The sequence below is a fragment of the Nocardioides ochotonae genome (assembly GCF_011420305.2).
GTDB classification, from domain to species: Bacteria; Actinomycetota; Actinomycetes; order Propionibacteriales; family Nocardioidaceae; genus Nocardioides; species Nocardioides ochotonae.
Genome location: NZ_CP061769.1, coordinates 1,853,032 through 1,874,850 on the forward strand (window position 1 = coordinate 1,853,032; position 21,819 = coordinate 1,874,850).

Consider the following 21,819-nt stretch of genomic DNA (forward strand, 5'->3'; position numbering starts at 1 on the left):
CTGGATACATTCAAGTTTCATCGACCCCCGTCGGTTACCCCCTGCCACCTGGAGAGCCATGCACTTCCATCAGTTCACCGCCGTTCAGCACGGAGAGGCTGTGACCCTTGGCGGGGTCATCGACGAGCTCTCCCTGCAGGAGCTGCGCGCGGTGCTGGAGCACAAGGTCGGCAAGGGAGCCCTGGTCGTCGATCTCTCCCAGGTCGAGTTCCTCGCCAGTGTCGGGGTCAATGAGCTCGTCGCGGCGCTGCGTCGCGCGCCGAGCGACAGCCCGGTCACGCTGCGTGCGGTCCGGGGGTCGATCGCGCAGGTCGTGATGGAGATGAACGGGCTCCCGCACGCGACCGAGCTCACGCTGCCCGTCGAGGAGCGCTCCCGCGAGGTCGAGGCGCACTAGCCCGGTGAGGTGGGGGGCTGCACACACTCCGGCGAGCACGAGCGCCGCCGTCCAGGGCAGGCAGCGGCGGTCGTAGCGTCCAGCCAGGAGCGCAGTGGCCGATCCGCCCAGTGCCCCGAGCGCCCACGGCCGCAGTCACTCCTCGGGCGCCACCTCGCTGTGGTCGGTGCCGAGGGCGAGGACCAGGAAGACGAACACGGCTCCGTACCCGACCACCAGGAGCGCCAGCGCCGCGTTGAGCGCGCCCCACAGCCGGCGCGCAGGTTCTCGCGTATCTGTCGGCATGGCGGGGACGCTACGGTCCCGGACGGCTCGAGGACATGAGCATGGGCACTCAAGCCCTGGAGGGACCCCGGCGAACCTTCTGCACCAGTACCTCGGACTCGACGGGGGCGAAGCCGAGGTCATCGTTGATCGCGCGCATCCAGACGTTGGCGTCGTCGCTGCTGGTCCGCACGCGTACCGCCTCGCCATGCGCTTGTACGGCGAGGAGCGAGGCGACCTTGACCGCCCGGCCGAGTCCCGCGCCGCGGTGGGCGGTGAGCACGAGCGTCCCCTCGACGTGCGCCGGGCGTGCCGGATCGGCCCCGACGACCACGCACGTCCAGGCCGCGACGACGCCGTCGTCGGTGACCGCGATCGACTCGACGGAGGTGCGGCCCTGCGCGCGCCACAGGGCCAGCTCGCGCTCGTAGTCCTCGACCGAGACCGGCGTCGGCTCCCAGCCGAGCTCGCCGTGGGGCGCCTCGGCGTCGACCAGGCCCTTGATCACGCCCACCTGCGCGCGCAGGTGCGCCGGGACGCCGCCGAGATGGGTGGAGACGGTGGTCCCGGCGGGCACCACGACGGGCGCCAGCTCGGCGGTGGCCAGGTCGAGCTCGACCACCGTCTCCGTGGTGGCGCGCGCATAGCCGAGAGGGCCGGCGAACCTCTCGACGAGCGCATCGATCTCCGTCGCCGTCGGCAGGTAGGCGCTGGCGACGTACCGCTCCACCCGCGCGGGGACGGCCTCCTCCGCGGCCCGGGCGAGCCGCGTGCCGGTGCCGCGGCGCTGGTGCGTGGGCAGCACGCAGACGTCGACCCAGGCGGTGTCCGGGGTGTCGTCGGCGGTCGAGGAGCTGGCGAACCCGACCAGGTCGTCGCCCTCGAAGGCGCCGACGAGCTGGTGGGACCAGCCGTTGTCGGCCTGCCACACCGCGGCCCTGGCCGCTTCGTCGAGCGGCACCCAGCCCGGCCGGGCGTGCACGGTCGCCGCGCACTCGACGCGGTAGACCGCCCTCAGGGCGGACGGGTCGTCCACGGAGATGGCCCGCAGCTCCAACGGCACGATCATCGAACACCCCATGTCTCGAGCGGAGGGGCCGATCCTGCCTGATGTCGACAGTCGCCTCGGGAGCAGGGCGGCGCCGTGGCCGCAGAACCACGAAGGCCGGTCCGCCGCGTCTCCGCGGCGAACCGGCCTCTCGTGTGTCGGGCTGACAGGATTTGAACCTGCGACCCCCTGACCCCCAGTCAGGTGCGCTACCAAGCTGCGCTACAGCCCGAACTTCCTTGACCCGGCAAGGCCGCGTCAGGAACCGGGTGAACCTTACCCCACCCCGCGCCGTACGCCGGAATCGGGTCGGGGCGGTGAACGGCGGCCGTGCCAAGAGTGCGTCAACGCGTGTCAAGACCGCGTCAAGATCGGCGTCCGACACCTCGCGGAGGTCTTGGCTGGGACTCATGAGTATTGAGAACGGCCTCCTGATCCTCGCGGTCGTCGCTGTGGCGGCGTACCTGCTCGCGGCCCTGATCTTCCCGGAGCGCTTCTGATGTCCGACACGCTCGCGGGAGCACTGCAGCTCGCGTCCCTGGTCGTGTTGCTGGCACTGGTCTATGTGCCGCTGGGTGACTACATGGCGCGCGTCTACACCGGCACGAGCCACCTGCGGGTGGAGCGGGCCCTGTACCGCCTCAGCGGGGTCGACCCCGGCGCCGAGCAGAGCCCGAAGGCCTACGCGCTGAGCGTCATCGCCTTCTCGCTGGTCAGCGTGGCGGTGCTGATGGCGATCCTGATGGGGCAGGCCCACCTCCCGATGAGCCGCGAGCTCGACGGGATGGGCTGGGCGATGGCGTTCAACACCGCGGCGTCGTTCGTGGCCAACACCAACTGGCAGTCGTACGCCGGGGAGTCGACGCTCGGCTTCGCGGCCCAGATGGGCGGCCTCGCGGTGCAGAACTTCCTCTCTGCGGCCGTCGGCATGGCGGTCGCGGTGGCGCTGATCCGCGGGTTCGTGCGGGTGCGGAGCGCGACGCTCGGCAACTTCTGGGTCGACCTGACCCGGGGCACCGTGCGGATCCTGCTCCCGCTGGCGTTCCTCGGCGCGCTGCTGCTGATGCTCGGCGGCGTGGTGCAGAGCTTCTCCGACACCACGATGAACACCCTTGCCGGCCACGGCCAGGTCCTCACCGGCGGACCGGTGGCCAGCCAGGAGGCGATCAAGGAGCTCGGCACCAACGGCGGCGGGTTCTTCAACGCCAACTCCGCGCACCCCTTCGAGAACCCGTCGGGCATCACCAACCTGCTCGAGGTCTTCTTGATGCTGCTGATCCCGATCTCGCTGACCCGCACCCTCGGCACGATGCTGGGCAACCGGCGCCAGGGCCTGGCGGTGCTGGGCGCGATGGGCGTGCTGATGGCGGTCTCGCTGGCCGTGATGACGGCCGGCGAGGCGGGCGCCCGCTCCCAGTCCGCGCAGGCGGCCGGTGCGGCGATGGAGGGCAAGGAGACCCGCCTCGGGGAGTGGGCCAGCGCCCTGTTCGGCATGGTCTCCACCGGCACCTCGACCGGCGCTGTCAACGCCGCCCACGACTCCTTCACCCCGGTCGGCGGCGGGGGAGCGCTGGTCAACATGATGCTCGGCGAGATCAGCCCCGGCGGCGTCGGCTCCGGCATCTACGGGATCCTGGTGATGGCCGTCGTCGCCGTCTTCATCGCCGGGCTCATGGTGGGCCGCACCCCCGAGCTGCTCGGCAAGAAGATCAGCACGCGGCAGATGACCTACGTCGCGCTCTACACCCTCACCACCCCGGTGCTCGTGCTGGTCGGCACCGGCGTGGCGATCTCCCGTGACTCCACCCCCGACGCGATGGGCAACGGCGGCGGTCACGGCTTCAGCGAGGTGCTCTACGCCTACACCTCGGCCGCCAACAACAACGGCAGCGCATTCGGAGGCATCACGGTGACCTCGGACTTCTTCCAGATCACCCTCGCCCTGGCGATGCTCCTGGGCCGGTTGGTGCCGATCGTGCTCGTGCTGCTGCTCGCCGGCTCGCTGGCCGAGCAGGGCAAGGTCCCCGCCACCGCCGGGACGCTGCCCACCCACCGTCCCCTGTTCGTCACCCTCCTGGTCGGCGTGATCGTGATCCTCACCGGCCTCACCTACTTCCCCGCCCTGTCCCTGGGGCCGATCGCAGAGGCGCTCGCATGACCACCACCACCAACCCGCCCGCTGCTCCCGGGAGCACCCCCGGCGCCCCCGACGCCACCGGGACCACGGAGTCCACCAGGTCCCGGGCCCGCGCAGGGCTCAGCCTGCGCACGCTGGCCGCCCAGGGCGTGGAGCAGCTGCCCGAGGCACTGCGCAAGCTCGACCCGCGCCACCTGTGGCGCTCCCCGGTGATGTTCCTGGTCTGGCTCGGCTCGGTCGCGACCACGGTCGCCGCCGTCGTCGACCCCAGTGTCTTCACGATCTCGATCGCGGTCTGGCTGTGGCTGACCGTCGTGTTCGCCAACCTCGCCGAGGCGGTCGCCGAGGGCCGCGGCAAGGCGCAGGCCGCCTCGCTGCGCGCCGCGCGCAGCGACACCGTCGCCCGCCGGCTGGCCGCAGACGGCACCGAGACGCCCGTGCCCGGAACCCAGCTCGAGGTCGGCGACCTGGTCGTCGTCGAGGCCGGCGAGGTGGTCCCCGGAGACGGCGACATCGTGGAGGGGATCGCCTCGGTCGACGAGTCCGCGATCACCGGCGAGTCCGCGCCGGTGATCCGCGAGGCGGGGGGTGACCGCAGCGCGGTCACCGGCGGCACCCGGGTGCTGTCGGACCGGATCGTCGTACGGATCACCGCGGCCGCCGGGCAGACCTTCCTGGACAAGATGATCGCGCTGGTCGAGGGCACCTCGCGGCGTCGTACTCCCAACGAGATCGCGCTGTCGATCCTGCTGCTCAGCCTGACGCTGGTCTTCCTCGCCTCGGTCGCGACCCTCGCCCCGATGGCGTCGTACGCCGGGGCGCCGCAGGACCTGGTCGTGCTGGTCGCGCTGCTGGTCTGCCTGATCCCCACCACCATCGGCGCGCTGCTCTCCGCGATCGGCATCGCCGGCATGGACCGGCTGGTGCGGGTCAACGTGCTGGCGATGTCCGGGCGCGCCGTGGAGGCGGCCGGGGACGTGAGCACGCTGCTGCTCGACAAGACCGGCACCATCACCTACGGCAACCGGCGCGCGGTGCGGTTCGTGCCCGCCCCCGGCGTGGCGCCCGAGCAGCTGCGCGACGCGGCCCGCAACGCCAGCCTGGCCGACCAGACGCCGGAGGGCCGCTCGATCGTCGACCTCGCACTGGCCCAGGAAGGTGCGGCCGAGGGGGCCGACGACCGGGACCTGCCCAGCGGCGCGACGTTCGTGGAGTTCACCGCCCAGACCCGGATGTCCGGTGTCGACCTCCCCGACGGCGGCTGCCTGCGCAAGGGCGCCGCCTCGGCGGTGGCCGCCTGGACCGGGCAGCGGCCACCGGTCGAGGTGGACGAGACGATCGAGGAGATCTCCCGGCGCGGTGGCACCCCGCTGGTGATCGCCTGCCGCGACGCGAGCACCGGCGAGGCCCGGGCGCTCGGCGTGGTCGAGCTCAAGGACGTGGTCAAGGAGGGGATGGCCGACCGGTTCGCCGAACTGCGCTCGATGGGCATCCGCACGGTGATGATCACCGGTGACAACGCGCTCACCGCCCGGGCGATCGCGGCCGAGGCGGGGGTGGACGACTTCCTGGCCGAGGCCACGCCCGAGGACAAGATGGACTACATCCGCCGCGAGCAGGCCGGGGGCCGGCTGGTCGCGATGACCGGCGACGGCACCAACGACGCACCCGCGCTGGCGGCCGCCGACGTCGGGGTCGCGATGAACAGCGGCACGGCCGCCGCCAAGGAGGCCGGCAACATGGTCGACCTCGACTCCGACCCCACCAAGCTCATCGACATCGTGGAGATCGGCAAGCAGCTGCTGATCACCCGGGGGGCGCTGACCACGTTCTCGATCGCCAACGACGTGGCGAAGTACTTCGCGATCATCCCGGCGATGTTCGTCGTGGCCTACCCGTCGCTGGACGCACTGAACGTGATGGGCCTGGCCACGCCGCAGTCGGCGATCCTCTCCGCGGTCATCTTCAACGCCCTGGTCATCGTCGGGCTGATCCCGCTCGCCCTGCGCGGGGTGCGGTTCCGCGCGGCCTCGGCCACCTCCGTCCTGCGCCGCAACATGCTGGTGTTCGGCCTCGGCGGCGTCGTGGTGCCGTTCGTCGGCATCAAGCTCATCGACCTTCTCGTCTCGACCATCCCCGGAATCGGCTGATCACATGCTCACTGACCTCTCCCGCCAGGCCCTGACCGGGCTGCGCGCCCTCCTCGTGCTCACCGTGCTCCTCGGCGTCGTCTATCCGCTCGCCGTGTGGGGCGCCGGGCTGGCCCTCGGCGACCGGGCCCAGGGCCAACCGGTCCGCCTCGACGGCGTGCTCGTCGGCTCGCGCCTGCTGGGCCAGCAGTTCGTGGGCGCGGAGTGGTTCCACTCCCGGCCCTCGGCCAACGACCACGACTCCCTCGCCTCGGCGCCCAGCAACCTCGGCCCCTCCAGCCCTGACCTGCTGGAGCTGATCGCGCAACGGCGTACCGAGGTGGCCGCCGTCGAGGGCGCCGACCCCGCGGACGTGCCCGCGGACGCCCTGACCGCGTCCGGCTCCGGGTTGGACCCGCACATCTCCCCGGCGTACGCCGCACTGCAGGTGCCGCGGGTCGCGCGAGCCCGCGGCCTCGAGGAGGAGCGGGTCCGCGACCTGGTCGCCGAGGCGACCGACGGGCGGGTGCTCGGCTTCCTCGGCGAGCCCGGCGTCAACGTGCTCGCCCTCAACGTGGCCCTCGAGCAGGCCGCTCCGCGGAGCGCCTCACCCGGACCCGCCGGCGGGCGGGGAGACTGACCGCATGGAACGCGGGACGCTGAGGGTCTACCTGGGAGCCGCGCCCGGCGTCGGCAAGACCTTCGCGATGCTCCAGGAGGGGCACCGCCGCGCGGCCCGGGGCACCGACGTGGTCGTGGGGTACGTCGAGACCCACGGGCGGGCCCGCACCGCCGAGGCGCTCGAGGGGCTGGAGGTGCTGCCCCGACGCCGGGTGGCCTACAAGGGCACGGTGCAGGAGGAGCTCGACGTCGAGGCGGTGCTGGCGCGCGGTCCCGAGGTGGTGCTGGTCGACGAGCTGGCGCACACCAACGTCCCGGGCAGCGGCTGCGAGAAGCGCTGGCAGGACGTCGAGCGGCTGCTCGACGCCGGCGTCGAGGTGGTCACCACCGTCAACATCCAGCACCTGGAGTCGCTCAACGACGTCACCGAGGCGATCACCGGGGTGCGTCAGCGCGAGACGGTGCCCGACGAGGTGGTCCGCGCCGCCGACCAGATCGAGCTGGTCGACATGAGCCCGCAGGCGCTGCGGCGCCGGATGGCGCACGGCAACGTCTACGCCCCCGACCTGGTCGACGCTGCGTTGTCGCAGTACTTCCGCGAGGGCAACCTGACCGCGCTGCGCGAGCTCGCGCTGCTGTGGCTGGCCGACCGGGTCGAGGAGGGTCTGGAGCGCTACCGCCACGAGCACCGCATCGACTCCACGTGGCCCGCCCGCGAGCGGATCGTGGTGCCGGTCAGCGCCGGCCCGGAGTCGAGCACCCTGATGCGCCGCGCCGCCCGGATCGCCTCCCGCGGGGCGGGCGGGGAGTGGCTGGCGCTCTACGTCACCCGTCCGGACGGGTTGACCTCGGTGCTGCCCGACCAGCTGGCCGCACTGCGCGCCAAGGCCGAGGAGCTCGGTGGCACCCTGCACACGGTGGTCGGCGACGATCCGGCCGAGGCGATCCTCGACGTCGCGCGGGCGGAGAACGCCACCCAGCTGATCATCGGGGCCAGCCGCCGCGGCCGGGTCGGCACGCTGCTGCGACCCGGTGTCGGTGAGCGGGTGATCGCCGCGGCCGGGGACATCGACATCCACATCGTCACCCACGACTACGCCCGCTCCGGGGCCCGGTGGCGACCGCCGGAGGCGCTGAGCCGGCGCCGGCGGGTCCTGGGCCTCGTCTTCGCGGTGCTCGCGCCGGTGCTGGTCAGCCTGGTGCTGCTGAGCGTGTCCGACATGGAGGGCCTGCCGACCGAGGCGATGACGCTGATGGTGGTGGTCGTGGCGACCGCGCTGATCGGCGGGCTGGTGCCGGCCGTGGTCGCCGCGCTGTCCAGCGGGCTGCTGCTCAACGTGCTGTTCACCCCGCCGGTGCACACCATCACCATCGCCGAGCCCGCGAACGCCGCCGCCATCGTGATCTTCGTGCTGGTCGGGATCGCGGTGGCGACGGTCGTGGACACCGCGGCGCGGCGTACGGCGCAGGCGGCGCGGGCCCGCGCCGAGGCCGACGCGCTGGTGGTGCTCTCCCACAGCCTGCTGCACGCCGGGGACGACCTCGACGGACTGCTCGCCTCGGCGTGCGAGCTGTTCAACGCCCGAGGTGCCGCGATCCTGCGCCGCGACCAGCACGACGTCGAGCAGGTCGTCGCCGCCCACGGCAGCGCGCCGGTGTCCGCGGAGGCCGCCGACGCGGCGACCGCGATCGACGAGGGGACGACGCTGGTGCTCGACGGGGCCCGGCTGCCGGCCTCGGACCGCGGGCTGCTCAACGCCTACGCGGCGTACGTCAAGGTGATGGAGGAGCGGCGCGCCGCCACCGCGGCCGAGGTCGAGCGGCTGCGGCTCGAGGAGACCGACCGCACCCGCACCGCGCTGCTCGCCGCGGTCTCGCACGACCTGCGCTCGCCGCTGGCGGCGGTCAAGGTCGCGGTGTCCAGCCTGCGCGCCCCCGACATCCGGTGGTCCGCCCAGGACGAGGCCGACCTGCTGGAGACCATCGAGGAGTCCACCGACCGGCTCGCCGCCCTGGTCGCGAACCTGCTCGACATGAGCCGGATCAACACCGGCTCGGTGCGGGTCGCGCTCACCGAGGTCCCGCTGGGGAGCACCGTGCACCGCGCGATCGGGTCGCTGGAGGGCGGCGGGCGCATCGAGGTGGACCTCGACCCCGATCTCGTGGTGCTCGCCGACGCGGGGCTGCTGGACCGGGTGGTGGCCAACGTGTGCGAGAACGCGCTGAGATACACGCCGGCCGAGGCGCGCATCCGCATCGACGCTGCCTGCGCGGGCGGGCGGGTGGTGCTGCGGGTGGCCGACAGCGGGCCCGGCGTACCCGAGCGGGACCAGCACCGGCTGTTCGCGCCGTTCCAACGCCTCGGCGACGTCCCGCAGGGCGACGGCGTGGGCCTCGGCCTGGCCGTCGCCCGTGGCTTCACCGAGGCGATGGGTGGCACGATCAGCACCGAGGAGACGCCCGGCGGGGGACTCACCTTCGTCGTCGAGCTCCGGATCCCCGACCTCCGGATCGCCGGCAAGGAAGCGCCATGACCTTCGTGCTCGTCGTCGACGACGACCCCGCCATCTGCCGCACGCTCGCGATCAACCTGCGCGCCCGCGACTACGAGGTGGAGACCGCCGGCGACGGCCGCTCGGCACTTCAGGTGGTCGAGGAGCGGATGCCCGACGTGGTGCTGCTCGACCTCGGCCTGCCCGACCTCGACGGGATCGCGGTGCTGACCCGGCTGCGGACCTTCACCTCGGTGCCGGTGATCGTCGTGTCGGCGCGCACCGGCTCCGACGACAAGGTGGAGGCGCTCGACCTGGGTGCCGACGACTTCATCACCAAGCCGTTCTCGATCGAGGAGCTGCTCGCCCGGGTGCGCGCGGCCACCCGCCGGGCGGGCGCGGTGGAGCCGGCGCCGTGCGTGCGGGTGGGGGACCTCGAGCTGGACCTCGGGGACTCGCGCGCCCGCCGCGGCACCGAGGAGGTGCACCTGACCCCGATCGAGTGGCGGATCGTGGAGCACCTGGTGCGCCGTCGCGGGCGGCTGGTGCGTCAGACCGAGCTGCTGCAGTCGGTGTGGGGGCCGAGCTATGAGCGCCAGACCAACTACCTGCGCGTCCACCTGGCCAGCATCCGGCGCAAGCTGGAGGCCGACCCGTCGCGACCGGTCCTGTTCGTCACCGAGCCGGGGATGGGCTACCGCTTCGCGCCACAGGGGTGAGGGTCAGGGCGCGTGCGTCTCCGGGGGTGGGGTGACCCACTGGACCAGCTGCCACACCAGCCCGTTGTCGTCGGCGAACTGGCAGTAGCGCTCGCCCCACGGCTCGGTCTCCGGCGGTGTGAGCACGCGCGCGCCGGACTCGGCGAGCCGGGCGAACTCGGCGTCCAGGTCGTCGACCACGAGGGCGAGCAGGGTGCCCTCGCCCGCGGATCCGGCGATGTGCGCGGGCTTGAACGTCGACAGCCCGGTGCGCAGGAAGATCACGTTGAACCCCACGTCGGGGTGCTCGAGGGAGACGAACCCGTCCGCCGACATCGCCTCGGTGAACCCGAGGGCCGCGGCGAACCGGGCCGAGGCGGCGGGGTCGGGGACGTTCAACGACACGGCGGCTGAGGTGACAGGCATGGCAGACCCTTCGACGGTGCGGCGGTGGCCGGTCCAACCTAGGCGCGGCGGGCCGGGGCGCGACAGCGCTCAGGGCGTCGCGTCGGGCAGCAGCTTCGGCAGGCTGAAGACGCTCGGGGCCGCGCAGCCGGGGCAGGCCCACTCCAGGACCCAGGCGCGGGCGTCCTCCGTGACGCGCAGCGGGTACGGCGTACGGTCCGCGCCGTGGCGCAGGGTCTGCCCCGCGGCGTCGACCCGGACCGGGGCCTGGCAGGCGCCGCAGGTGACCAGCGCGGTCAGCAGCCCGACCGTCGCGGCGGCCGCGCGGACCCGGTTCACCACCGGCGCCGGCGCAGGTCTGGGCCGCGCACGTCGTAGCCATCCCGAGAGGGTCATGCGCGGGCCTTTCGCGGTGTCGGGGTGGCCGCCACCCCGAGGGTGACGTCGGACGGACCGGCGCCGGGGAGCGACCGCGGAGGCAGCGCCCGTCGGGCCAGACTGGGTGCAGGATGGCGGATCCCCGGCGGCGGGTGCGTGTTGTTTCGCGGGTCGCCGGGAGTGCAAACGGGTGGTCGGACGTGGTGTCGTTTGGTCCCCAACGGCATGTTCTCGGGGCCCCGGAGTGTCGTCTGTGACCGATCGTGGGTGGAACCGGGCGGCGCGTCAGTGCGAGACGCTGCCCGCGATCCGGGCGAGCGCCGGGGTGGCGGCGACGCCCTCGGCGAGCACGTCGGCGGGCACCTGCTCGAGCAGGGCCGTCCAGTAGGCGTGGATCCGGGCGACGCTCTGCTCGGCCAGCTCGGTCGGGACCAGCGCGACCGAGCGCGCGTTGCCGGTGACCTGCTCGCGGAGGACCAGTCCGCCGGCGACGAGGCTGCGGATCGCCGTACTGACGTTGCTGCGCTGCAGGCCGGTGGCCTCGGCGATCTGGCTCGGGGTCGAGCGCGGCCGGCGGTGGATCTCGCGGATCACCGCGACCTCGGTACCGGTGAGGGGGACGACGTCGCGCAGGTCGGCGTGGCGGGTGTCGAGCTGGTGGGCGAGGTCGAGGACGACGTCGGCCAGCGCGACCAGCTGGGCGGTGCTGGGCGGGGGCGTCGGGGTCGTCGGGGGCACGGTCCCAGCCTACTGACATGTTATGGTTCTACAACCATAATCAACGCCGAAAGTAGGATCGCGTGGCTGTCGCCGCACCCAGAACCGTTGCCGAGACCGACGCTCCGCCGTCCGGCGGCAGGCCCGGCCTGACCCTGATCGCCGTGTGCTTCGGCCTCTTCATGGTCGGCCTCGACTCGACGGTGGTCCACATCGCCAATCCGGCCATCCAGGCCGACCTCGGCGCCTCCTTCGGCGAGCTGCAGTGGATCATCAACTCCTATCTGCTGGCCCTTGCCGTCTTCCTGATCCCCGCTGGCAAGCTGGGCGACCGCTTCGGGCGCAAGCGCCTCTACCTCAGCGGTGTCGCGATCTTCGCGGTCGCCAGCGTCGCGATCGGCCTGGCTGGCAGCGTCGAGGGCGTGCTGGTCTTCCGGGCGCTGCAGGGCATCAGCGCCGCGATGCTGATGCCGCAGACCATCGCGCTGCTGCGCGCCACCTTCCCCCGTGAGAAGTTCGGCATGGCGGTCGGCGTCTGGGGCGGTGTCTCGTCGGTCGCGATCGCCGGTGGTCCGCTGGTCAGCGGGCTGCTGGTCGACAGCGTCGGCTGGGAGTGGGTCTTCCACATCAACGCCCCGATCGCCCTCATCGGCATCGTCGTCGGTGCGCTCGTCATCAAGGAGACGCCCAAGGTCGTCGAGGGCCGCCTCGACCTGGTCGGCGTCGTGCTCCTCGCGCTGGTGCTGCTCGGCGTCGTGTTCGCCGTCGTCCAGGCCCAGGTCTGGGGCTGGGGCAGCGCCGCCACGATCGGCATCTTCGCGGCCTCGGCCGTCCTGTTCGCCCTCTTCGTGCGGGTGGAGTCGCGCGTCGAGTTCCCGCTGCTCCCGCTGGGCATGTTCCGCTCCGCGGGTCTGAGCGTCGGCGGGGTGGTCTTCGTCGCCAACTTCTTCGCGATGCTCGGGGTCACCTTCCTGATCACCCTGTTCCTGCTCAACACGCTGGGCAACTCCACCACCCGTGCCGGCGTGCTGATGCTCCCGCTGAGTGCGATCGCGATCCCCGCCGCCCCGATCGGCGCGATGCTCACCGCCAAGGTGGGCGCGCGTCGGGTGGCCGCCCTCGGGCTGGTGTTGATGGCGATCGGGCTCGCGCTGCTCACCCAGGTCGACGCCGGTACGTCGTACTGGCGGATGGCGGTGCCGTTCGTCGTCATCGGTCTCGGCTCCGGCTTCGCGATCCCCTCGGGTGCGGACCTCATCGTGGGTGGCGCGCCGGTGCACCTCGCCGGTGTGGCCAGCGGCTTCCAGACCACCTGCATCCAGGTGGGCGGCGCGATCGGCACCGCCGTGCTGTCGGCGATCATCGCGGCCAAGGTCGCCCCGGCGGTGCTCGGCGCCGGGCTGCCCGAGAGCGCCCAGGAGGCGGCCGCCGCGGGCGTCGTCTTCGAGGGACTGCCCGCAGTCAGCGACGCGTTCGTCGGCGGTCTGCACGTGGGTCTTGTGGTCGCCGCCGTCCTCTGCGCCGCGGTCGCGGCACTGGTGATGGTCGCGGTGTGCGAGCCTGCGCGACACGACGTCGCCACCGTGCTCGAGGAGACCGTCGAGGGGTCCGCCGGCGACCTCTGAGGCCGGCTGTGCGCGGCTCGTCCAGTGGGTCCCGTCCGTGGGCGTTCCGCGCATCTGCGCCGTCGCGGCCTGGGTCCGCTGGGCACTCGCCGAGCGGGCGATGCGGCGCCGTGAGCCGCGGCCGTCGTTCGGCCTCGCCGTACTGGTGACGGTCCTGCTCGTCGCGGCCGCGATGGTGCTCGTCCTCGCGCGGTGAGCGACGACCATGCCCCGGCCGGCGACCCCGGTGCCGCCAACGAGCGCACCGGGGTTGCCTGGCATCGCTCCGCCCTCGTGCTGATCGCCGACTCGGCGAGACCTGGGAGGACCTTTAGGTAAGGCTGGCCTTAGTATCATCCTATGAATCGGGAAGCGGGAGGCACGGGCACGTTCGTGACCGGTGCTGGTTCGGGGATCGGGGCGGCCACGGCGCTCGCGGTGGCCACGGCCGGGGGGCGCGTGGCGCTGCTCGACCGGGACGCGGCGGGGCTGGCGGAGGTCGCCGACACCATCGCGGCGAGCACCGGTCGGGAGCCGCTCCGCTTCGCCGTGGACGTGCGCGACGCCGACGCCGTCGACGCCGCGGTCGCCGAGGCCGCGGAGCGGTTCGGGGGCCTACGGGCGATGGCCTGCGCGGCCGGGATCCTGCGCCCGGGCGGCCTCGAGGACGTGACGGTCGAGGACTGGGAGGCCCACCTCGGCGTCAACACCACCGGCGTGCTGCACTGCCTGCGCGCGGCCTCGCACCACCTCGCCGACGACGGCGCGGTCGTCGTGGTCAGCTCCAACGCCGCGCGCGTGCCGCGCACGGGCATGCTCGCCTACGCCGCCTCCAAGGCCGCGACCTCGGCCCTGGCCCGCTGCGCCGGGCTCGAGCTCGCCGCGCGCGGGATCCGCTGCAACGTCGTCGAGCCCGGCTCGACCGCGACCGCGATGCAGCGCGACCTGTGGCCCGACCCCGAGGCCGGCCGTCGCGCTGCGGTCGAGGGCGACCCCGCGGCGTACCGCCTGGGCATCCCGCTGGGCCGCATCGCCGAGCCCGAGGACGTCGCAGGGGTGGTCGCCTTCCTGCTCTCCGACGCCGCGCGCCACGTGACCCTCCAGCAGCTCTACGTCGACGGGGGAGCCTCGCTGTGACCACCACCCACGAGCGGCTCCGGCGGCCCGCCGAGCCGGCCGCGTCCGCGCCCGGGTCCATCGTGTTCAGCACCAGTGCCCGCACCCTGCTCGGGCGCGCCGGTGAGCGCTGGACCACCGCTCGCTCCGACTCGCCCGCGTGGGCCGACACCGTCGTCGGCGCGCTCGCGCCGGGGGAGCGGGCGGTCGGCGTGATCGGCTTCGACCCCGGCTCGCCCGGCGTCATGCACCGCCTGCTCGACGCACGCGAGATCCCGACCACGCCACCGCGCCGGACGCCGGGGCCGGCGCCCGAGCGCGCCCAGACGCTCGTGGAGGTCCCCGCCCCGCGGGAGTACGCCGACCAGGTGCGCGCCGCCCTGCGCGCGATCGCCGACGGCGCGGTCGACAAGGTGGTGCTCGGCCGGTTCCTGGAGGTGCACAGCGACCCGCCGCTCGCCGTGGACGAGGTGGTCGCGCGTCTGCTGCGCACCCGTCCCGGCCGCTACGTCTTCTCGGTGCCCGTCCCGGCGCCGGGGGCCGCGGGATCGCGCGCCGCCACCGTGCTCGGGGCCAGCCCCGAGCTGCTGGTGCGCCGCGAGGGCACGCTGGTCGAGGCGATGCCGCTGGCCGGCTCGGTGCCCCGCAGCCCCGACCCGGCCGAGGACGAGCGCCGCCGCGCGGCACTCGCCTCCTCGGCGAAGGACCTCCACGAGCACGCCTTCGTCGTCCGCGACCTCGTCGGGCGGCTGGCGAGCGCCTGCGACGAGGTCGAGCACGACGTGACACCCCAGGTGGTCGGCACCGACTCCCTGTGGCACCTCGGCACCCGGGTGGTCGCCCGGGTGCGCCCCGGCGCCGACGGCTGCTCGGCCCTGCACCTCGCCCAGCTGCTGCACCCCACCCCGGCGGTCGGCGGCAGTCCCCGCGACGCGGCGCTGTCGCTGATCGGGCGCCTGGAGACCGGCGAGCGCGGCTACCTGGCCGGCGCCGCGGGCTGGGTGGACGGCAACGGCGACGGCGAGCTCGCGCTGGTGCTGCGCTCGGGGCTCCTCGACGGCCCCCGGCTGCGGCTGTTCGCGGGCGCCGGCATCGTCGCCGGCTCCGACCCCGACGCCGAGGTCCGCGAGACTGCGGCCAAGCTGCGCACGATGCTCGAGGCGGTCGGCCTGTGAGCGCGCGGTCACCGCTGGCGTCGTCGCCGACCTGGCCCGAGGAGGTCCGCGCGGTCTACCGCGCCGCCGGCCTGTGGACCACCGAGACGTTCGCGGACTTCGTCGCCGACCGGACCACCCGCCACGCCGACCGGCTCGCGGTCGTCGGCCGCGACGTGCACGGCACCGAGCACCGGTGGACCTATGCGCGCCTGGGCCTGGAGGCCGACCGGGCCGCGGCCCGGTTCGCCGGCCTCGGGGTGAGCCAGGGCGACCGGGTGGTCCTCGCCCTGCCCAACGTCGTGGAGTACGTCGCGGTCGTGCTGGGGCTCTTCCGCCTCGGCGCGCTTCCGGTCTTCGCGCTGCCGTCGCATCGCGAGCTCGAGCTCTCCGAGTTCTGTGCGCTCGCGGACGCCGCCGCGTTGGTCGTCTCCGGCAACGCCACGGACGTCGACCACCGCGGGCTGCACGCCGCGGTCGCCGCACGGGTCGAGGAGCGCGGCGGCGTACCCCCGCTGCTGGTGCCGGTGTGCGACTGGGAGACCGAGCCGGCGCCGGCCGACTACCCGGCCCCGCGGCTGGACGCCGAGCAGGTCGCGTTCCTCCAGCTCTCCGGCGGCACGACGGGGGTCTCCAAGCTGATCCCGCGCACCCACGCCGACTACCTCTACTCCGTGCGCGCCTCCGCCGAGATCTGCGAGCTGAGCGAGGCCACCCGGATGCTGGTGGTGCTGCCGGCCGCGCACAACTTCGCGATGAGCTCCCCGGGCATCCTGGGCGTCCTGCACACCGGCGGTGCGGTCGTGCTGGCCGGCGACCCCAGCCCGCGCACGGCGTTCGGGCTGGTCGCGCGCGAGCGGGTGAGCCTGGTGTCGCTGGTGCCGCCGCTGGCGCAGGCGTGGATCTCCGCGGCCCGGCGGCGCCGTCCCGACCTGAGCTCGCTCGAGCTCGTCCAGGTCGGCGGCGCCAAGCTCGCCCCCAGCGTGGCCGCCGAGATCGAGCCGGTGCTCGGCGCCCGCCTCCAGCAGGTGTTCGGGATGGCCGAAGGGCTGGTCAACTACACCCGCCCCGAGGACCCGGAGGACCTGGTCCTCAGCAGCCAGGGCCGCCCGATCAGCGGGTACGACGAGATCCGGGTCGTGGACGCCGACGGGATCGACGTGCCCGACGGCGAGGAGGGGCAGCTGCTCACCCGGGGGCCGTACACGATCCGCGGCTACTACCGCGCCGACGGGCCCAACCGGGACTCCTTCACCCACGACGGGTTCTACCGCACCGGGGACCTGGTCCGGCGCCTGCCCAGCGGCCATCTCGTGGTGACGGGGCGGGAGAAGGACCAGATCAACCGGGGCGGGGAGAAGATCGCCAGCGACGAGATCGAGGGGCTGCTGCTCACCCATCCCGGCGTCCTCGACGCGGTCGCGGTCGGGGTGCCCGACCCCTACCTCGGCGAGCGGATCGCCGTCGTCGTGGTGCCCGAGCCGGACCGTCCCCTCCCGGAGCCCGCCGCCGCGCACCTCGGCGCCCACCTGCGCGACGCCGGCCTGGCGACCTACAAGCTGCCCGACCAGGTCGTGGTCCTCGATGCCTTCCCGACCACCCCGGTCGGCAAGAACAGCCGCCGCGACCTGCGGCACCTGCTCGCCGAACGCCTCACCGGCGATGTTCCCCCCACCCCCGCCCCCGCCACCCCGGCCGCCGCCGGAGCCTCCCCCCAGGAGTCACCATGAGCCTCCCCGCCCTCATCGAGTACGCCGCGCCGCTCGCGGACCTGCCCCCCAGCCGCGCGCCCTGGCAGCTGGAGAGCGGCCGCGCGGCCGTGCTCGTGCACGACATGCAGCGCTACTTCCTGCGCCCCTACGCCCCGACCTGTCCGGCGCTGGTGGGCGCGGTGGACTCCACCGCCCGCATCCTCGCGGCGGCCCGCGCGGCCGGCGTACCGGTCTTCTACACCGCCCAGACCGGCAGCCCGGCCGACAATCAGACAGGCGGCCAGACCCACGGCCAGACCCACGGCGGAGCGACCCCGGCCCGCGGTCTCCAGGGCGACCTGTGGGGCCCCGGGATGAGCGCCGTGCCGGAGCACACCGAGATCGTCGAGCCGCTGGCGCCCGCGCCGGGGGAGACGGTGCTGGTCAAGCACCGCTACAGCGCCTTCGCCCACTCCGACCTCGCCGAGCGGCTGGCGAGCGCCGGACGCGACCAGCTGGTGATCACCGGCGTCTACGCCCACATCGGCGTCACCGCGACCGCGATGGACGGGTTCATGCGCGAGGTGCACCCGTTCGTGGTGGCCGACGCGGTCGCCGACTTCGGTCCCGAGCAGCACCGCCTCGCCCTGGCCCAGGTCGCCAGCTGTGCCGGCGTGGTGACCACGACCGACCAGGTCGTCGCCGCCCTGGCCACGTCGTTCCGCGCCGACGACCTGCCCGCCGCGCCGGCGGACTGGGCGGGCTGCGTGCGCGCCGCGCTCGTCGAGGTGCTCGACGCCGGGTTCGCGGACGCCGCGTTCGCCGAGCCCGAGGCCGACCTGTTCACGCTGGGACTGAACTCGCTGCGCGCCTTCGACCTCCTGGACCGGCTCGCCGACGACGGCGTGGACATCGACTTCGCCGACCTCACCCGCGAGCCCACGCTGGCCTTCGTGCTGCGCCAGGGCGCCGTGCGCGCCGAGCTCGTGTCGTGACCCACGCCCCGGCCCCACGCCGGTGGCTGCCGCTCACGGCCGCCCAGCGCGGGCTCTACTTCGCCCACGAGCTCGACCCGGCGAACCCCTGCTACACGACGGCCGAGGTGGTCGAGATCGAGGGCGACCTCGACCCGGCGCTGCTCGAGGCGGCGCTGCGCGGGACCTACGCGGAGTTCGAGCAGCTGCGCACCCGCTACCGCACCACGCCCGACGGGCCCGAGCAGCAGGTCCTCGACGAGTCCTGCCGGTCGGGCCCGGTCTGCCCGGTCGTGGACCTGCGCGACCAGCCCGACCCCGAGGCCGCAGCCGCCGCGTGGATGCGCGCGGACCTCGCCCGCCCGATGGACCTCGGCCGCGGCGAGGTCGTCCGCAGCGCGCTGCTGCGCCTCGGCCCGACCCGGTCGTGGTGGTACCACGCCGCGCATCACGTCGTGCTCGACGGCTTCGGCGTCGTCCAGCTGCTGCGCCGGGTCGCCGAGCGCTACACCGCGCTCACCGACGCGGCGCCACTCGCCGCGCTCGAGCAGGTGCCGCTCGCCGACCTGGTCGCCGCGGACCCCGCGGTCGACCCCGGCGCCGAGGCGTTCTGGGACCAGCGACTCGCCACCATGGACGGCGTCGTCGCCCTCGCCGGGCGCACCGCGACCCCGGCGCCCGCCGCGCTGAAGGCCTCGCTCGTCCTCGACACGGAGCAGCAGACGGCCCTGGCCCGCGGCGCCCGGCGCCTCGGCACCACCTGGGCCGACCTGGTGCTCGCCGGCGTCGGCGGCTACCTCGCCCGGCTCACCGGTGCCGCCGGCACCCGGATCGGCCTGCCGCTGATGAACCGCGCCCGTCCTGGCCAGGGCGCGCTGCCCAGCGCCCGCACGGTCTGCACCGCGATGAACGTGCTGCCGGCCACCGTGCCCGCCGACGGCACCGTGGGCGAGGCCCTGGGCGCGGTGGCCCGCGAGCAGGAGGTCCTGCGCACGAACCCGTTCGTGCGCCAGGAGGAGCTGACCCGCCGCCTGGCCCGCGGGGCGGGCTCCTCGGGCGCCCAGCTCTTCGGGGCCCAGGTCAACCTGATCCCCTTCGACCTCGAGCTGCGCCTGGGCCCGGCCGCCGGCACGGTCCGCAACCTCACCGCCGGCCCGGTCGAGGACGTGACGGTGTGCCTGCGTGGCAACCCCGGCCGCGGCCGCGTCGTCCGCCTCGAGATCGACGCCAACCCGCGGCTCTACGACGCCGAGGAGGTCCGCCTGCACCTCGAGCGGCTCGCGCACTGGCTGACCCGGTTCGCGGCCGCGCAGGCCGACGACCGGGTCGCGGACCTGCCGCTGCTCACCGACGCCGAGCGCGAGCTGGTGGTGCGCGGGTTCAACGACACCGCCGTCCCGCTCGAGCACCGCACCCTGGCCCGGCGCTTCCGCGACCAGGTCGACCGGACCCCGGACGCCCCCGCCCTGCGCTGTGCCGGGCGGACCACGTCGTACGCCGAGCTGGCGGCGCGCGCGGACCGGCTGGCCCGGGCGCTGCACGCGCGCGGCGTCCGCGCCGGGGACGTCGTCGGGGTGCTGCTGCCGCGCGGCGAGGAGCTGTTCACCGCGCTGTACGCCGTGCAGCGCCTCGGCGCGGTGCACCTGCCGCTCGGCACCGACCAGCCGCCGGCCCGGCTGGCCGGCATGCTCGCCGACGCCGGCTCGCGCCTCGTCGTCAGCGACGCCGCGCACCGCGGGCTGCTCGAGCCGGCCCGTGCGAGCGACCCCGGGGCGCCCGTGGTCGTGGACGTCGGCGAGGCCGGCCCGGTCGGCGAGGTGCTGCCCGCGGTGCCCGACGACCCCGACGCGCCGGCGTACCTGCTGTTCACCTCCGGATCCACCGGACGCCCCAAGGGAGTGCTCGTGGGCCACCGGGCGATCGACAACCGGCTGCGCTGGATGCAGCACCGCCTGCCGCTCGCCGCCGGGGAGCGGGTGCTGCACAAGACCCCCGTCACCTTCGACGTCTCGGTCTGGGAGCTGTTCTGGCCGCTCCAGGTCGGCGCCTGCGTGGTCCTCGCCGAGCCCGACGCCCACCGCGACCCGCGCCGCATCGCCGACCTCCTCCTCGAGCACGACGTGCGGGTCCTGCACTTCGTGCCCTCGATGCTGCGCGCCTTCCTCGCCGACCGCGCGACCCGCGAGCGGGCGCGTGGGGCGGCTGTGCGCCACGTCGTGTGCAGCGGCGAGGCGCTCACCGCCGAGCTGGTCGACGGCTGCCAGGAGGTCCTCGGCGTCGCGCCGGTCAACCTCTACGGCCCCACCGAGGCGGCCGTCGACGTCACCTGCTTCCAGACCGTCGCCGGCACCCGCGGCCCGGTGCCGATCGGCCGCCCGATCTGGAACACCGCCACCTACGTGCTCGACGCCGACGGCGAGCCCCGGCCGGTCGGCGTCCCCGGGGAGCTCTTCCTCGGCGGCGTCCAGCTCGCCGAGGGGTACGTCGGGCGCCCCGACCTCACCGCCGAGCGCTTCATCGCGGACCCGTTCCGGCCCGGCGGGCGGATGTATCGCACCGGCGACCTGGCCCGTTGGCGTCCGGACGGCACCCTGGAGTACCTCGGGCGCACCGACGACCAGGTCAAGGTGCGCGGCCAGCGCGTCGAGCTCGGCGAGGTCGAGGGCGCCCTCGACGGGGTCGCCGGGGTGACGGCGCTCGCCGCGGGCACCGCCGGGGACGCCGCGGGGGAGGTGAGCTCGCTCGTGGTCTGGTTCGTCGCCGAGCACGGCGTCGGACCCGACGTCGCCGAGCAGCGCCTGCGCGCGGCCGCGCAGGAGCGGCTCCCGGAGGCGATCCGGCCGGGGGCCTACCTGCCGGTGCCGCGGATGCCGCTGGGCAGCAGCGGCAAGACCGACCGCCGCCGCCTCGCCGAGATCGCCCCGCCGGTGGCCCGGCGTACGACCGAGGCGCCGCGCGACCTGGCCGAGCAGCGCCTGTGCGCGCTGTTCGCCGAGGTGCTCGGGCTGGCCACTCTCGGCCCGGACGACGACTTCTTCGCCCTCGGTGGCGACTCGTTGCGCGTGCTGCGCCTGCTGGGCGCGGTCGAGGACGCCTTCGCGACCACGCTCGACCTGCGCACCGTCTTCGCCGCGCCCACCCCGGCCGGACTGGCCGCGGCGCTGGGACGCGACGCGGCGGTGCCGGGCGGGTTCGAGGAGGTGCTGAGCCTGCGCCCGGACCGCGGCACCCGCCCGCCGCTGTTCCTGCTGCCCCCGGCGGGCGGGCTGGGCTGGTGCTACACCGGCCTGCTGCGCGCCCTTCCCGTCGACCAGGGCGTCCACGTCGTCCAGGCGCCGGGCCTCGAGAGCGGTCTGCCGGAGCCGGTGGCGGATCTCGAGGCGCTGGCACAGCGCCAGCTGGTGGCCATCCGGCGGGTCGTCGGCGAGGGGCCCTTCCACCTCGCGGGCTGGTCGCTCGGCGGGATGGCCGCCCACGAGGTCGCCGCGCTGGCCCGCGCCGAGGGCCAGCAGGTCGGTGCGGTGCTGCTGCTCGACGCCTACCCGGCCGACCAGTGGCGCCACCTCGGCGAGCCGACCGAGGAGGAGGCGCTCGTGGGCGTGCTCCGGCTCGGCGGGGTCGAAGGGCTCCGGCCCGCCGGCGCCCCCGTCGACCGGGCGCTCGTGGCCGAGCTGCTGCGCCGCGGCGGCAGCGCGCTCGCCGCGCTGCCCGCGCCGGTGCTCGACGGCTGCCTGGCCTCGGTGGTCGAGGCGGCCCGGCTGGTGCGCACCTCCCGGCACCGGCTGCTGCCCGGCGACCTCACCCTGGTCGTGGCCACCGCGCCCCGGCCCGAGCAGCACCTGGACCCCGACGGCTGGTCGGCGTACGTCGCCGGGCGGGTGCAGGTGGTGCCGGTCGACTCCACCCACGGCGACCTGGTGCGCGCGCCGGCGGTCGACGAGGTCGGGCGGATCCTGGCGGGCCTGCTCGAGGCCCAGCCGGTGGGTGCCTGAGC

Annotated in this window: 19 protein-coding genes and 1 tRNA gene; 14 read left to right on the forward strand and 6 right to left on the reverse strand. The window is 74.4% G+C overall.

Going from position 1 to position 21,819, the window contains the following annotated elements; translation table 11 throughout:
• The first annotated feature begins 100 nt into the window (after positions 1 to 100).
• A complete protein-coding gene (locus HBO46_RS08995) occupies positions 101 to 397 on the forward strand; it encodes an STAS domain-containing protein (RefSeq protein WP_166138717.1) in 297 nt (98 codons plus the stop codon).
• A gap of 135 nt (positions 398 to 532) precedes the next feature.
• Here the strand turns inward: HBO46_RS08995 and HBO46_RS09000 are convergent, their stop codons facing one another.
• From HBO46_RS09000 to HBO46_RS09010, 3 genes are all read right to left on the reverse strand, one after another.
• Entirely contained in the window at positions 533 to 682 is a 150-nt protein-coding gene (locus HBO46_RS09000) for a hypothetical protein (RefSeq protein WP_166138715.1), read from the reverse strand.
• Between the two features lie 49 nt (positions 683 to 731).
• Positions 732 to 1,730 (reverse strand): GNAT family N-acetyltransferase, encoded by a 999-nt coding sequence (locus HBO46_RS09005; protein WP_166138712.1) that lies wholly within the window; start codon positions 1,728 to 1,730, stop codon positions 732 to 734.
• A gap of 137 nt (positions 1,731 to 1,867) precedes the next feature.
• Positions 1,868 to 1,941 (reverse strand) — tRNA-Pro (locus HBO46_RS09010).
• Between the two features lie 178 nt (positions 1,942 to 2,119).
• Here HBO46_RS09010 and HBO46_RS09015 point away from each other — a divergent pair.
• The 6 genes from HBO46_RS09015 to HBO46_RS09040 are packed head-to-tail and all read left to right on the forward strand — an operon-like array spanning position 2,120 to position 9,807.
• Positions 2,120 to 2,209, forward strand: coding sequence for a potassium-transporting ATPase subunit F (locus HBO46_RS09015; RefSeq protein ID WP_166138709.1), 90 nt, complete (start codon positions 2,120 to 2,122; stop codon positions 2,207 to 2,209).
• The gene (gene kdpA, locus HBO46_RS09020) at positions 2,209 to 3,867 is read left to right on the forward strand and encodes a potassium-transporting ATPase subunit KdpA (protein WP_166138706.1); all 1,659 of its coding nucleotides are present in this window, start codon (positions 2,209 to 2,211) and stop codon (positions 3,865 to 3,867) included. Before HBO46_RS09015 ends, kdpA begins: the two co-directional genes overlap by 1 nt.
• A complete protein-coding gene (gene kdpB / locus HBO46_RS09025) occupies positions 3,864 to 5,996 on the forward strand; it encodes a potassium-transporting ATPase subunit KdpB (RefSeq protein WP_166138704.1) in 2,133 nt (710 codons plus the stop codon). Before kdpA ends, kdpB begins: the two co-directional genes overlap by 4 nt.
• A gap of 4 nt (positions 5,997 to 6,000) precedes the next feature.
• On the forward strand, positions 6,001 to 6,615 hold the full coding sequence (gene kdpC, locus HBO46_RS09030) for a potassium-transporting ATPase subunit KdpC (protein WP_166138701.1): 615 nt from the start codon (positions 6,001 to 6,003) through the stop codon (positions 6,613 to 6,615).
• Positions 6,616 to 6,619: 4 nt separating this feature from the next.
• Positions 6,620 to 9,130 (forward strand): ATP-binding protein, encoded by a 2,511-nt coding sequence (locus HBO46_RS09035; RefSeq protein WP_166138698.1) that lies wholly within the window; start codon positions 6,620 to 6,622, stop codon positions 9,128 to 9,130.
• Positions 9,127 to 9,807 (forward strand): response regulator, encoded by a 681-nt coding sequence (locus HBO46_RS09040; RefSeq protein ID WP_166138695.1) that lies wholly within the window; start codon positions 9,127 to 9,129, stop codon positions 9,805 to 9,807. The genes HBO46_RS09035 and HBO46_RS09040 overlap by 4 nt, the downstream gene beginning before the upstream one ends.
• Before the next feature lie 3 nt (positions 9,808 to 9,810).
• On the opposite strand, the gene HBO46_RS09045 is transcribed toward HBO46_RS09040, so the two are convergent.
• The 3 genes from HBO46_RS09045 to HBO46_RS09055 all read right to left on the reverse strand — a co-directional run bounded on the left by HBO46_RS09045 (position 9,811) and on the right by HBO46_RS09055 (position 11,307).
• Complete coding sequence (locus HBO46_RS09045) at positions 9,811 to 10,212, reverse strand: VOC family protein (RefSeq protein WP_166138692.1); 402 nt, start codon at positions 10,210 to 10,212, stop codon at positions 9,811 to 9,813.
• Between the two features lie 69 nt (positions 10,213 to 10,281).
• A complete protein-coding gene (locus tag HBO46_RS09050) occupies positions 10,282 to 10,587 on the reverse strand; it encodes a hypothetical protein (RefSeq protein WP_166138690.1) in 306 nt (101 codons plus the stop codon).
• 267 nt (positions 10,588 to 10,854) lie between these two features.
• Positions 10,855 to 11,307 carry a MarR family winged helix-turn-helix transcriptional regulator gene (locus HBO46_RS09055; RefSeq protein ID WP_166138688.1) on the reverse strand — a complete coding sequence of 151 codons (453 nt, stop codon included), beginning with the start codon at positions 11,305 to 11,307 and terminating at the stop codon, positions 10,855 to 10,857.
• A 62-nt stretch (positions 11,308 to 11,369) separates the two neighbouring features.
• Between HBO46_RS09055 and HBO46_RS09060 the strand changes: the two genes are divergently transcribed.
• The 7 genes from HBO46_RS09060 to HBO46_RS09090 all read left to right on the forward strand — a co-directional run bounded on the left by HBO46_RS09060 (position 11,370) and on the right by HBO46_RS09090 (position 21,817).
• On the forward strand, positions 11,370 to 12,911 hold the full coding sequence (locus HBO46_RS09060) for an MFS transporter (RefSeq protein ID WP_224769457.1): 1,542 nt from the start codon (positions 11,370 to 11,372) through the stop codon (positions 12,909 to 12,911).
• Between the two features lie 37 nt (positions 12,912 to 12,948).
• Positions 12,949 to 13,107, forward strand: a complete 159-nt coding sequence (locus HBO46_RS09065) for a hypothetical protein (protein WP_166138685.1) — start codon at positions 12,949 to 12,951, stop codon at positions 13,105 to 13,107.
• 143 nt (positions 13,108 to 13,250) lie between these two features.
• The gene (locus HBO46_RS09070) at positions 13,251 to 14,027 is read left to right on the forward strand and encodes an SDR family oxidoreductase (RefSeq protein ID WP_166138682.1); all 777 of its coding nucleotides are present in this window, start codon (positions 13,251 to 13,253) and stop codon (positions 14,025 to 14,027) included.
• Entirely contained in the window at positions 14,024 to 15,181 is a 1,158-nt protein-coding gene (locus HBO46_RS09075; RefSeq protein WP_166138680.1) for an isochorismate synthase, read from the forward strand. The genes HBO46_RS09070 and HBO46_RS09075 overlap by 4 nt, the downstream gene beginning before the upstream one ends.
• Entirely contained in the window at positions 15,178 to 16,890 is a 1,713-nt protein-coding gene (locus HBO46_RS09080) for a (2,3-dihydroxybenzoyl)adenylate synthase (protein ID WP_166138678.1), read from the forward strand. The genes HBO46_RS09075 and HBO46_RS09080 overlap by 4 nt, the downstream gene beginning before the upstream one ends.
• The gene (locus tag HBO46_RS09085; RefSeq protein ID WP_166138675.1) at positions 16,887 to 17,846 is read left to right on the forward strand and encodes an isochorismatase family protein; all 960 of its coding nucleotides are present in this window, start codon (positions 16,887 to 16,889) and stop codon (positions 17,844 to 17,846) included. The genes HBO46_RS09080 and HBO46_RS09085 overlap by 4 nt, the downstream gene beginning before the upstream one ends.
• Entirely contained in the window at positions 17,843 to 21,817 is a 3,975-nt protein-coding gene (locus HBO46_RS09090; protein ID WP_166138672.1) for a non-ribosomal peptide synthetase, read from the forward strand. The genes HBO46_RS09085 and HBO46_RS09090 overlap by 4 nt, the downstream gene beginning before the upstream one ends.
• Positions 21,818 to 21,819 lie beyond the last annotated feature (2 nt).